Annotated in this window: 11 protein-coding genes; 2 read left to right on the forward strand and 9 right to left on the reverse strand. The window is 45.0% G+C overall.

Going from position 1 to position 13607, the window contains the following annotated elements:
- Nucleotides 1–10: 10 nt before the first annotated feature.
- The 3 genes from OCV54_RS00205 to OCV54_RS00215 all read right to left on the reverse strand — a co-directional run bounded on the left by OCV54_RS00205 (nt 11) and on the right by OCV54_RS00215 (nt 3072).
- Nucleotides 11–1264: a sensor histidine kinase gene (locus tag OCV54_RS00205; RefSeq protein WP_055222255.1), complete on the reverse strand. Its 1254-nt coding sequence runs from the start codon at nt 1262–1264 to the stop codon at nt 11–13.
- A gap of 86 nt (nt 1265–1350) precedes the next feature.
- On the reverse strand, nt 1351–2028 hold the full coding sequence (locus OCV54_RS00210) for a response regulator transcription factor (protein ID WP_055222256.1): 678 nt from the start codon (nt 2026–2028) through the stop codon (nt 1351–1353).
- A 420-nt stretch (nt 2029–2448) separates the two neighbouring features.
- Entirely contained in the window at nt 2449–3072 is a 624-nt protein-coding gene (locus tag OCV54_RS00215; protein ID WP_055222258.1) for a UBA domain-containing protein, read from the reverse strand.
- 213 nt (nt 3073–3285) lie between these two features.
- Between OCV54_RS00215 and OCV54_RS00220 the strand changes: the two genes are divergently transcribed.
- Nucleotides 3286–3936 carry a LexA family protein gene (locus OCV54_RS00220; protein WP_082431222.1) on the forward strand — a complete coding sequence of 217 codons (651 nt, stop codon included), beginning with the start codon at nt 3286–3288 and terminating at the stop codon, nt 3934–3936.
- Between the two features lie 18 nt (nt 3937–3954).
- On the forward strand, nt 3955–4857 hold the full coding sequence (locus tag OCV54_RS00225; RefSeq protein WP_082419705.1) for a BRO-N domain-containing protein: 903 nt from the start codon (nt 3955–3957) through the stop codon (nt 4855–4857).
- Between the two features lie 91 nt (nt 4858–4948).
- Here the strand turns inward: OCV54_RS00225 and OCV54_RS00230 are convergent, their stop codons facing one another.
- The 6 genes from OCV54_RS00230 to OCV54_RS00255 form a co-directional block, all read right to left on the reverse strand.
- Nucleotides 4949–6298, reverse strand: a complete 1350-nt coding sequence (locus tag OCV54_RS00230; RefSeq protein WP_055222259.1) for an MATE family efflux transporter — start codon at nt 6296–6298, stop codon at nt 4949–4951.
- Between the two features lie 294 nt (nt 6299–6592).
- Entirely contained in the window at nt 6593–7750 is a 1158-nt protein-coding gene (locus OCV54_RS00235) for an FprA family A-type flavoprotein (RefSeq protein WP_022217048.1), read from the reverse strand.
- Between the two features lie 189 nt (nt 7751–7939).
- Entirely contained in the window at nt 7940–10009 is a 2070-nt protein-coding gene (locus OCV54_RS00240; RefSeq protein ID WP_055222260.1) for a diguanylate cyclase, read from the reverse strand.
- A 195-nt stretch (nt 10010–10204) separates the two neighbouring features.
- On the reverse strand, nt 10205–11332 hold the full coding sequence (locus tag OCV54_RS00245; RefSeq protein ID WP_055222476.1) for a glycoside hydrolase family 53 protein: 1128 nt from the start codon (nt 11330–11332) through the stop codon (nt 10205–10207).
- A gap of 141 nt (nt 11333–11473) precedes the next feature.
- Entirely contained in the window at nt 11474–11686 is a 213-nt protein-coding gene (locus OCV54_RS00250; RefSeq protein WP_015534553.1) for a hypothetical protein, read from the reverse strand.
- Nucleotides 11659–13500, reverse strand: a complete 1842-nt coding sequence (locus OCV54_RS00255; RefSeq protein WP_055222261.1) for a hypothetical protein — start codon at nt 13498–13500, stop codon at nt 11659–11661. Before OCV54_RS00255 ends, OCV54_RS00250 begins: the two co-directional genes overlap by 28 nt.
- Between the last annotated feature and the right edge of the window lie 107 nt (nt 13501–13607).

Here is a 13607-nt window from a genome sequence, read left to right on the forward strand (position 1 = left end):
ACCTCTCTTTTTAAGCAATTTTAGGGAATCTCACAACAAATCTTGATCCTATATCCGCTCTGGATATGACTTGTATGGTACCTCCGTGGGCATCAACTATCCATTTAGCGATGGACAAGCCAAGACCTGAGCCTCCGGTCTCATTATTCCGGGCCTCATCCGAGCGGTAAAATCTGTCAAATATATGAGCCAGATCGCCCGGATTCATTCCGGTTCCCTCGTCCTCTATCATATAACTGACATAACCGGGCTCCTCTTTTACACCAAGTATTATGGCCGTGCCGGGTTCAGAATACTTCGCCGCGTTCTGGACAAATATCCTGACGGACTGCTTGATCATCGCCACATCGCCGAGCACACACGCCTCATTCTCAGTACCACGGAACTCATATCTGTGGCTCTCGTCTATCATCATGGACTCCTCCCACACTTCACTTACCATGCGGTTGAGATCGGTTTTCTCCATGTTCAGGTGCTGCCTTCCACTGTCGCCCCTTGCAAGGAATAACAACTGTTCCACAAGCTCCTTCATGTGCTGGGATTCATTTTTCAGCGCCTCTATGGACTCTTCCAGAACCTGTTCGTCCTCCTTACCCCATCGGTCGAGCATATTCACATATCCCTGGATCACCGCAATAGGCGTCCTGAGCTCGTGGGAAGCATCCGACACGAATCTCATCTGACGTTTCTCATTTTCCTTCATATTTCTGAGCAGATTGTTGAGCGCGATCTCTATGCTCTGGAGATCCTTGTCTCCGGTGTGTATAACCTGCTCGTCATCATCCGCAGACAGGTGTGATATGGCCTTCTCCAGATCGTCTATCTTATTGTGATCCATCGGCTCTTTGCTGAGCTTTTCCGCCGTAACTGCCAGATCGTTCAACGGCTTTAATCTCCTTCTGACATCCGCTGTCCTGAACAACGCAACAAACAACACTATAGTCTCCATCCCCAGCAATATAATGCCCGGAAGCTCTATGATATCCCAAAAGATCTTAACGTCATATCTGTACTTCTTCTCATCTGACCCTTCTATTATATATTCATACGCTCCGCCATCTTCATTTTTCTCAACGTAATATCTCATTCCGCCCACGCCCTGTGGAAGCTGCTTTCTTCCCCACACGGCAAATGCGCTTACAATAAGAAAGGCAATGACGATATCTATAAGTATCACATTGCCCAGTTCTTTTAGCCAGAAGCTCATATTTATCCTTCTGGCTATCGATGACATTCTTTTGTTTTCGTTAGTTTTCTTTCCCATGTATTTTCTCTCTATCTATGCGTATCCGTGTCATGCGTTGCTGGCTTGTCACATATCTATCTGCTCTATCCTGGCATCCAAAATGGTCATTCTTTGATAACATATCCGACACCTCTGACAGTGGTGATCAGCTTAACTCCAAATCTGTCATCTATCTTTGTTCTCAGATACCTCACATACACATCTATGATATTGGTCTCTCCCAGATAATCATATCCGCACACCGCATTCAGCAGCTTTTCCCTGTCCATAACGATGTCCTTGTTCTCCATGAGTGTTCTCAGCAGCTCAAATTCCCTGTTTGTCAGCTCAACTATCTCGCCGCACACTGTAACCTCATGCCTGTCGGTGTCCATGCACACTCCACGGATCTCTATCCTGTGTGTGTGAACCTCCGCAACTCCGCGTCTCTTCAACGCAACCCTTATCCTGGCAAGCAGCTCCTCTATGGCAAATGGCTTGGTGAGATAATCGTCTGCACCGGCATCAAGACCAGATACCTTGTCCATGACCGCATCTCTCGCGGTCAGCATGATGACCGGCACATCACTCTCCTTGCGGATTCTTCGAAGCACCTCCAGACCGTTGAGTCCCGGAAGCATCACATCCAGCACCACGAGGTCGAAGCCACCGGACAGAGCTTTGTCCAACCCTGTTCTTCCATCAAATACCTTCTCCGCCTCGTATCCCTCATGCAGCAGCTCCAGCTCCACAAATCTTGCAATTTTCTCTTCATCCTCCACAATGAGAATCTTCTGTGCCATATCTTTTTCCTTTCTTTTATGACGGACGCTGATATAGTTTGGTTTTTAAGTAAGCCTGTGAAATATACCTCTGCAATTACGCCTATCTTTCTTCGCTTTGGCTTGCTTCTATCTGCACTCGGCGCCGACCGCGATAAGGACGTTTGTGGTCTCTGCCTCGGCAAGAAGCACCAAAGCTCAGTCGCCACAGCTACCCATTGCAGAGGTATATTTCACAGACATTACATTCTCAAAACCAAACTATATCAGCTGGTAATTAACAGAATATCGGTAAAAGATATTCCTGTTTTCATCTTTTTTATGTCTGTTTTTACTTTTAATATTTTTCTTTTTCAGTTTATACCAACTTGATATATATGTTGTTTTTATTACATATAGCTTTTTATTCTGTGTTGATATTGTTTTTATATATCTTTCTGATTACTTGTTGTTGACGTCGGACTTAAGGTTGTCAACTGAGTCTGCCATTTTGTCACATGCGCTATTAAGGTTTACGTTGATGTCGCCGATTCCTTCAAAATGGTACCTGCACTCACAGAAGAGACCTACCACAAGAAGTGGAAGCACTACCCAGAATGCAAGTATAAGTGCGATCACAAGCACCAGCACCGGAACGTTTATCATGGTCTGGCCTCTGCGTTCTACTATGAATGTGCTATCCACACTCTTCTTTAACACCTTGCCGCACCATTTGAAAAATTTGTCCATCATCTGTCCAAACGTCACTTTATTGCAGTCATTTGTATATGTCTGCTGTGCCTGCTCGAACTCTGTTGAGCTCTGCTGCTCTGCACCCGTGGTGAAGCTCTCCACCTCAGGAGCTTTCACCTTGTCCAGCTTCTCCAAATAAATGATCGCATCCAGCAGGTCATAATCACATGCCTCCAGAGCGTTCTTCGCATCCTCATAGCTGACGCCTGTCTTTTCTCTTAACTTTTCTACCTTTTCAAGTTTATCCATAATCATTACACCCTTTCTCTTTATCTTGGTTACATCATCTTCCGACGATCTGTCGTCTTTCTGATTGCTTGTTGCTGATATCATCAACTGATGTTGTTACTATACTAATCGATGATTAAACCAAGATATGAGAAACATTAAAATCAGATTAATTTTATAATGAATAGAAGGATATGTCAAAGTTTGTTCCCCTTTTTATCTCGCTGTTATTTTTTACTATAAGTTAACTTATAGTTATTTTGTATTGTATTAAATTAGCTTTAAGTGTATAATTTGTTCAAAAGGAGGTTGATTACTATGTCCGATATAGAATTTGAAAGAAGAATGAATGACCAATTTGCAAAGAATCTTTTCTTTTTTCTTAATAAATATCAATATACTCAAGCTGCCTTTGCTAAGCAGATGAATGTCAGCACTGCAACTGTGTCAAATTGGTGTAACGGGCTAAAGTCTCCCCGAATGGACAAAATTGACCACATGTGTGCTATTTTCAATTGCTCTAGGTCTGATCTTCTGGAAGAAAAAGATATCATAAGAAGCCAAAAGAAATCAGAGGCATATGTAATTCCTGTATTTGATTATATATCATGTGACAAAACATTTTGTTCAACCGAAAAGATTATTGATACAGAAGAAATACCCGAAAGTCTTGCTAAAACTGGCGAATTCTACGCTCTTAGAATAAAGGGGGATAGCATGGAACCCAAGATCAGCAGCGGCGACGTTGTAATTGTCCGTCAACAGGATGATGCAGACACAGGGGACACTGTTATTGCTACAATAGCTGGTGAATACGCCGTGTGCAAACGCCTGAGAAAATATAAAGAAGGACTGGAACTGATTTCCACCAACCCCAGCTATGCACCGCTCTATTTTGACGATGAAACCATAAAAAATAAACCTGTCAAGATCATTGGTAAGGTAGTGGAGTTAAGGGCAAAATTTTAATGGATTGGAGTGATTATTATGCTTTTTTATGTATATGATGAGAATACTTCCTCGACTGTTCCTGTTGAGGTATCAGATATACCAGAGTTAAGCGAACAGGAACTTGAATTTATATATGATGATAAAGTCAGAAAAGTATGGCACTCACAGGAGGAGGAATGGTATTTTTCCATAATTGATGTAATTGACGTTTTGACCGATAGTTCCGACCCAAAACAATATGTAAAAAAGTTACGATCCCGCGACCCAGAATTATCAGCTAACTGGGGTACAATTTGTACCCCTATTCAAATGATAGCCGCTGATGGTAAAATGCGTAAAATCCAAGCAACCAACACACATGGGCTATTGAGAATTATCCAGTCCATTCCGTCAAAAAAGGCTGAGCCATTCAAGCAATGGCTGGCAATGGTAGGCAAACAACGTCTGGACGAGGAAGTTGATCCTCAGATTGCTATAGATCGTGCTATAGAATCATACCGCAACAAAGGATATTCTGAAGAATGGATAGCCCAGCGTATGCGTGGGATAGAGATTCGTAAAGATATGACCAATGAGTGGAGACGTGCCGGCATTACCGATTCCAGACAGTATGCTTCTCTTACAAACATACTTACTGCCGCATGGTCAGGAAAGACAGTGAAGGAATATAAAAAGTTTAAGGGACTGAAAAAAGAAAATCTCAGAGACAATATGACTAACACAGAGCTTGTCCTGAATGCTCTTGCAGAAATATCAACAACTGAGATATCAAAGGCAACTAATCCTCAAGGTATAACCGAGGCCACAGATGCTACCATCCAAGGTGGCAATATTGCCAGAAATGCCCGTGAATCCCTTGAAAAGCAGATAGGGCGCAGCATACTATCCCCATTAAACTCCAACACTCCCAAGCTGCTTGATGACAGCAAGGAAAAGTAATATATAACCCGAATATGTCACAACTATAAAATGCGTATGAATCCTCAGACAACAGTCTCGGTTATTCATACGCATTTTTATCTTTTCCATATCACACCGTTCCCGCAGCAATCTTCGCCGTGGACTTCTTCACGCAGTAGAGACATGTCGGCAATATGTAGATGGTCGCCGTGACCCACGCCGTCTGGTCAGCAAAACAGATGGCCGTGAATCCAAATGTTCCGGCAAATCCAAGGCTGACTATGATCCTTGCCAGCATCTCCGTGACGCCGGAGAATATGGCACGGCCGGAATATCCCAGGCCCTGTGTCACCATTCGTGCAACATTCAGTATTCCAAGGCTCCAGTAGAAGCAGCCCATACATCTGAGATACTTGGCAGATGCGTCAAGCACATCCACTGCGCTCTTCTTGACAAATATCATGGAGAGCGGTCTTCCAAATATTATCATCACAAGTCCTGCGACTATACCGTATCCAACTGCAACAGCAATCGCCTGCCACAAGCCCTGCTTTATACGCTTTGCCTGTCCGGCGCCAAGGTTCTGGCTGCAGAACACAGATGCCGCCGTTGCAAATGCATCAAATGGACACATAGTGAACTGCTTTATCCTCATACCGGCTGTAAAGCCTGATACGTACACGCTGCCCAGCTTGTTATTTGCGGACTGCATGACCATACTTCCTATGGCTGTTATAGAGAACTGCAGGCCTGTCGGAATTCCCATGACGAGAAGTTCCTTCACTGCAGATCCCTTTATCTCCCTGTCCTCCGCCTCAAGATGCATGATCTGAACCTTCTTGAAGATATATACAAGACACAATATTCCACTCACCGCCTGTGCCGTGATGGTTGCTATAGCCGCACCGGCGCAGTCCCATTTGAGGACAACTATACAGAACAGGTCAAGGAATATGTTGAGTATTGCCGAGAACGCCAGAAACATGAACGGCGTTCTGCTGTCTCCCAGAGACCTGAGCACACTTGACAGATAGTTGTACATGAGTGTGAACGGAATTCCCAGGAATATAACTATAAGATAAGCATATGCCTTGTCATATATATCCTGCGGAACCGAAAGCAGATGAAGTATCTGATTACAGCACACCGAACATACAATCGTGACCATCAACGCTATGATGCCCGTCAGCACCGCGCCGTTAAATATATACTTTCTCATCTTGTGCAGATTATTTGCACCAAAAAACTTTGCAACAGGAACACCAAATCCTGTGCAACAGCCCATACAGAATCCCAGAACCAGAAACTGTATACTGCTGCTTGCTCCAACTCCCGCCAGAGCCTTATCTCCCAGTATCTGCCCCACAATAGCCGCATCTATTATGTTGTACGTCTGCTGGAGCAGATTGCCGAGCAAGAGCGGGGTGGCAAACTGCAGCATCAGACTGAGGGGCTTACCGGAAACCATGGACTTAGCCATGTCTTACACCTTCCTTACATTATTGATAGGACGGTGAGTTGCCAATTCTATCTTTGAACACAGAGCTACTATACATATCATTCGCTGGGTCGCTTCCGCTTATTTCGCCCTGCAGCGGTACTAAGGTGCCGCCTCACAGCGCCACCTAAGGACCGGCGGGTTCAAATTCCCTGCTCACGATATGTATAGCAACTCTGTGTAACAACTTTATTGTGACAACTCACCTGTTAGATGAATAATAACTACGTATGTAAGTCGGTTTCAGACTTACTTTATGTTTATTATCCTTATCTCTTATAACAGTTTTCCAGCCAAAGCCTCGAGTGCTGCCACATCCGACTGCTTGAACGCAGACCTTATGGTCACGTGCTCGTCCACGATCTCTATATCCTTCATCGCTGACATCTGTTCCTTCATGAGCTTGGCTGCCATTGGAGCCCACGAACCATTCTCAATGAATGCCACTTTTCTCTTCTGGTACGCCTTCATCTTCAGGTGGTTGATGAAATCCGCCATGACAGGCATCACACCGCCATCATATGTTGGGGCTGCCAGAACCAGTCTGTCGTATCTGAACGCATCCTCTATACACTCTGCCATATCATCCCTTGAGAGGTCTGATATCGCAACCTTTGGCGCACCCTTTGCCTCAAGTATCTCCGCCAGTTTCTTTGCAGCCTTCTCTGTGTTGCCATGGAGACTGCAGTATGCGATGAAGATTCCCTCATCCTCAGGTGTGTATGTTGACCACAACTGATATTTTCCGATGTAATATTCAAGATTCTCTGTGAGGATTGGTCCGTGGAGTGCACATATCTTCTGGATATCCAGTCCTGCTGCCTTCTTCAGAAGTGCCTGTACAGGCATTCCATACTTTCCTACTATATTGAAGTAATATCTTCTCGCCTCGCATGCCCAGTCCTCGTCGGTATCCAGAGTGCCGAACTTGCCAAATGCATCCGCTGAGAAGAGTATCTTCTCACTCTGTTCATATGTGACCATAACCTCAGGCCAGTGGACCATAGGAGCCATGAAGAACTGGAGCGTATGGCTTCCAAGTGAGAGTGTCTGTCCCTCCGCAACTGTCACGCTTCTGTCAGCCACAGGAACCTCGAAGAAATTTGGAAGCATTCCGAAAAGCTTGGCATTTGATACGATCTTGATATCCGGATACTTCGCAAGCACATCACCAAGATTGGCGGAATGATCCGGCTCAAGATGGGATATGATGAGATAATCCGGCTTTCTGTCGCCAAGCACCTCTGCCACATTTGCAAACCACTGGTCTGCACACTTTGCATCCACCATGTCCATGATAGCGATCTTCTCGTCCATGATGACATATGAGTTGTACGCTATTCCGTTTGGCACGATGTACTGATTCTCGAACAGGTCTATGTTCTTGTCATCCACACCCACATAAAATACTGTGTCTGTTACATTCTTAAGCATTGTATATCCTCCTTTTGATCCTAATTATCTAATATAAATAATCCACGTTGTGTCCACATGATAAAATGAGCATTGCGACAGCTGTGCTTGCGCAAACTATCATAATGACAGTTAATTATAACATACTAAATGAAAATAGAGAATCAGCACATAAAACCTGGTTCTCCATTTTTTGATAATTTTTTATTATTATCTGCTTACCCTTCTCTGTATCTTCTCCTGATACATGCTGTGATCCGCTTCCCTCACATACTCCTCAAGGGTTTTATCACCATCCGGGGCTGTTATAACATAACCTATACTAAACTCCAAGGCAAATGGAAGCTTCTCCTGTGCAGCTATCTCCCTGGCTTTCTCAAGGATCGCCGTCTTTCTTTCCTCAGGAGATTCCGTCTCATCATATATAGATATGGATACGAATTCATCTCCGCCGTATCGAACCGGAATACTGCTTATTCCGCCTCCACCTGCTATGGCTCTTGCGGCACTCCTTATAGCTTTGTCTCCGTACTCGTGACCATAAGTGTCATTTATATATTTGAGCTTGTCCATATCGGCAAACATTATGAGAAGTGCCCTGCCCTGACCCGCAGCCTTGTCAAATGCCTTTGCGGCGATCTGTCTCATACCTTCCCTGTTATATATCTGGGTAAGTGGATCCTTTATGGATATCGCCGTAAGCTCCTGATTGATCTGCTCTAGCCTCCATTTGTTGAACAGGTTTATCATGGCTACATTCACTTCGCTCATTACAGTTGACCAAAGCTGCTTATCCATGAGGTAATATCCATTTTCGACACAGCAGAACCCAACTGCCTTTTCTCCAAAATGAAATGGCGCAAATAAAAATATATTGCCGCCTGCCTCATCATCCAGAAGAGGAAACATACTATGGTATGTATCGTCACCATCATCCGCTACGCCTTGCTTGTACACGATCTGCATTCTCTGAGGATAGCCTTTCACAGCAAATACATCCTCATCGTATGCTGCTGAGAGAGTCGAGCCGGCTCCCCCCATCTCCACAAGGGATCTGTCGACAACCATAACGCATTTCTTACACCCTGCCTGCGAATATGCCGTCTGGACACAGGGATAAAGACCACTGTAATCACCACATTTGCTGAGCAAATGCGTGAAATCCAGCGTGCTCTCATCTATCTCCTCGCGTTCCACAACTCCCATTATATAATTCTTCAGGTACTGTCTGCCGTTCAGCATGGCATCCGCGCCGCAGCCACAGCTCTCCGTGAATATACAATTATAATCTATATAGGAGCTGGTATCCGGATTGTTTCCCGCCCATATATTCAACATGATCTCTGCAGCCGCAGCTCCGATCTTCTCACGGATCCTGCTCACCGTTGTTATGCGCGGCGTATAGTACGCTGCTTTATCAAAGTTGTCGAATCCTGTAACCTTAAAATCCTTTGGCACTGAAAGTCCAAGTGCTTCAGCTCTGTTGCACACACCCACAGCCAGGTTGTCATTTGCACAGATTATTGCATCTGGAAGGATCTTCTTCACTATCTCCCGTTCTTCCAGCCTTCTATCATCCATCTCATCATTATTCGAAGTCTCGGCATTCGGAGCAGAATCCGCAAAACTGCCACTGGTTATCTCACCGTACACCTCCGCAGGGCCGCCGTAATCAGGTCCATCCTTCTCGTGTTTTATACACGTATGTCCATGTGCTCTGAGCAGCTCCTCAAAGCCCGTCACACCGTCATTGAAACCAAAATCTCCAAACAGGACATTCTCATCATCCACAGTCAGGCCATATTCATCCATACAGTCCCTGAATGCCCGGCATCTCTCCTGAGCCTCATAGTTGTCCTTCGGTCCGGCAAGATACCACACCTTCTTCGCACCGTGTTTCTCTATCATATGCCGAGTCATGTCATACATGGCATCATAATTGTCTATACCCACAAAATGCAGACCGTCAAAAGCAGTCTCGAGGCTTATAGCCGGAACTCCGCTCTTCCTTATCCTGTCCAGCAGTTCCGCCGTGACTTCCGGATATTTGATATTGTTGACAGATATTATGATCCCATCAAAGTCTGTCAGCTCCGGCAGATTATATATATTGTATTCTCCATAGCTGTAACCGTCGTCCCTGTTCCAATTGCCATTGCTGTTGAATATGTACAAATTCACATCAGCCCTGGTCTCCTTTATCTTCTGCATAAATCCCAGCGGCCAGGCGTAGGTGAAATACCTCTTCCAGCCATCCATGAACAATGCTACTTTTTTCATACCTTACCTCCTGATCAATCAGAACAACCCGTCCTGTCCCCCATCTGTAAATTTGCCAAATATATTAAAAGGGCGCATCTGTATATATTATACACAGACCCGCCCAACCAAAACATATCCAAATGTATCAAAAATATGTACTTTACTATCAGAAACCACGGGGACGGAGGGGACAGACACCTCCGTCCCCATAATTCACTTAAGTGGATAGTCGCTGTGCAGCGGCTTGTAATCACGTATAGTCTTAAGTGCCGGCAGAGCATGTCCGTCATAATCAAAAAGTGCCTGATTTGCCCATTCATTTCCGCATGGTCCAGACTCCTCTATATATGACAGAGCACCTTCCGTAGCCCAGCCGCTTCCCGGTACTGGTATCCAGCCTGCCTCCCAATAATAAAAGCCATCACCACCAGGAACATCATCTATCAGTTTCATTATGTCGTTCATAAATTCCGCCTGTCCCTCAGGTGTCATAGAGTAGTCAAGATTCTCCACCAGTGAAGGTTTTGTGGCATAGCCCTTTCTATCGTCAGGCCCCAGTTTCTCATAGTCAGCATAGTCCTCCATGGTAAATCCCATGGAAACCTCAGCAATAACTATCTTTTTGCCATATCTATCCGCCATATCCCGCATATTTGCCTCCAGCTCCTTCATGGTTCCATGCCAGAACGGATAATACGACATTCCAATTATATCAAAATTTTCTCCTCTTTCCATGTAGTTATCAAACCAGTCCACATACATAGGATTGTTGCCGCCATTGTCGAGATGTATCATGACCGGAATATCAGAGTCAACCGATCTGACCGCCCTTATTCCTGCGCTCACAAACTTCGCGATATTGTCATACTCCGGCTTCTGTCCCAGCGGCCACATCAGTCCGTTTGTAAGCTCGTTTCCAACCTGAACAAGCTGAGGTAAAACGCCCGCATCTTTCATCTCTAAAAGAGTCTCCCTTGTGTAGTCGTACACAGCCTGCTCAAGCTGATCCGCATCCATGCCTCTCCACGCCTTTGGCACCCTCTGCTTGCCCGGGTCAGCCCAGAAATCACTATAGTGATAATCAAGCAGAATGCTCATTCCATGATCCATAGCGCGCTTCGCGAGTTTCTTGTATACCTCAAGGTCATTTGTGCCCGCGCCATAAGGCACGCCGTCCTCCGTGTACGGATCATTCCACAGACGAAGTCTCACAGAATTCACACCATAGTTCTTAAGTATGTCAAATATATCTCCCTGCACACCATTGTCATAATATTTCGCACCCAGCTCTTCAACCTCGGCAACAGCGGAGAGATCCACGCCCTTTATATAATCTGCCATATTTTTGTCTCCTTCACCTGCATTTATTTTACTGCCTGTTATAACCAAGAACAGCCGCCGAAGAAAAATGTTCTGCATACCCCTGATGTACCAGTTCATCTTCATCTGTCGGCGGCCTTCTATCAAGATGACATCTGTCACCTAGTCGTCAAATGTAATCCTGTCATACATTCTTCCATATTTTATTCTGATGAGCTCGTTCTTTGCCAGAACGTCCTCCTCTGGTCCAACATACTGACAACGGATACAGTAGTATTCCTTCTTGTCCTTATCATAGAACATATCTATATCCAGATCTCTCATAAAACACATTGGACATCTGTAATTTAATTTGCCTTTTCCAGACTGAGCCATGTTGAAAATACCTCCTTATCCTTAAGTGTCTTTGTATAACCAAGAGTGAACATTGGCGAGAACGCATATCCCTCTTTGAAATATCCTGTTGCATCGCTGCCAGATGCTCCCATGGCAGCCTTTGTCTCGATCGCAGGTATAACTGCTGACACCTCATCGGCGCTTGCGAGATCCTCTTCTCTGCACTTATACTCATATGTGAGTGACTTGCTCTCTGAAGCATTCTTTGCTGTGAGAGTGATTCCTGTCATGTCCTCTGGGTACTCTGTTGTACCGTAGCATGCCACCATGTACTCATTGATCTCAACCTCTGCATCAGGGTTGCTCATCTCGAGGATAGTTCTCTCATGTCTTATCTTGGATGAACCCTCCTCAAAATATATCTTTGTCTGAAGTTTAACTGTCAGATCGTAGAACTCGATGTCAACCGGGTCAAGTGTAAGGATTCTTGTGCTTCCCTCCTGCGAGAATGTTGCCTTTGTTCTGCACAGACAGAGGTCGACCTCCTCACCCTTGTAGCTGATCTTGGCACTTCTTACAGTACCCTCTCCAGCATAGTGTGTGAAATATCCTGCTCTGTACTTCTCCTGGATCAGGAATGGATATGAAGCATCCTGAACATGTGGAGTTCCGATACCTACAGGCCAGTTGAGCTTTGCAGCGTATGGTCTGAGGTCAACGATCGCACCGCCCTGATCCATGTTGATCTGGGCTCTCATGTATGGATCGCAGTACCAGAATATCTGCTTGTCTGATCCGTACAGTATATCCTTCCAAAGAGCACACTCAGGCTCCTCGTATGTCTTGTTCTCTCTGTAGAAGTCAGCAAATTCAGCCATTGTCATGTCAATACATTTGCCTTCCTTCTTCAGGTCGCCATAATACTTCATTCCATCCTCGTAGCTCTTCTTGAGCAGCTCGTATGGAGCCTCCCAGCGTCCCATCTTATTCAGCCAGCCCGGTCCAACGAACATCATGTTGTATGAATATCCATTGTTGAACTTAGCCAGATGACGATACTGGTCGATAAGGTTGTACAGATATGGGTACTCCCATGTCTTGCTGTCATAGATCATTCCACGGAGAACGTTCTGTGGATGTGTACCAAAGTTAGAACCATTTCCATCGTAACATGCCAGCAGATCTCTTGAAAGATGAGGGATAGCGACGATTCCGCTGTCCTCAGCCTCATTTGCTGCAGGTGCATGTGTGTTCTGCTTTGAAGGTATCCATGGATTCCATGGGCCGCCATCAAACAGTGTGTACCATGAGTTGTTACATGTGTGGTAAGCCTTAGGGCCCTCCTCCCAGCATGTTGCAACTGCACACTTGACTGATGGATACTTCTCCTTGATGTAGTTTGTGAGCTCAGCATCCATATAGTATGAACCTGTAGACACTGGATAAAAACCAAATATATCATGGAACTTTCCAAATACGTCATCGACGATATTCTTCTTGTCCTCCATTGAGAACATCCAGATACAGAAGTCCTTGGTCTTGTACTTCTCTCTGAACTCTGTGCAAGGAAGTCCAAGAAGTGAGAGCGCTATCTCATCTCCATACTTCTCATGATGCTCCTTGGCGAGTGATACAGCCTCCTCATTGAAAAGACTGGCATATGTCATCTGAATAGTAGTCTTGAGTCCGTTCTTGTGAGCTGTCTCCTGCTGGAACTTGAATATGTCCAGTGACTCTGTGAGGAGAGCTTTTCTTCCGATATCCTCTGCCTGACCATGGCCTGTAACCTTCTCGGCATACTCAGGAACCATCTCAGGACGATGGATAATGTTTACAATAAATGTATTCTCCATATCTTAAATCTCCTATTTCGTATATGTTGTAACCTTTTGATCTAAAGATAATTGTCCCCAAATAAGCGACAATATCCTCATTTTTCATCCTGTCTGCCCTATTTTAG

The organism is Coprococcus aceti, assembly GCF_025567285.1.
GTDB classification, from domain to species: Bacteria; Bacillota; Clostridia; order Lachnospirales; family Lachnospiraceae; genus Coprococcus; species Coprococcus aceti.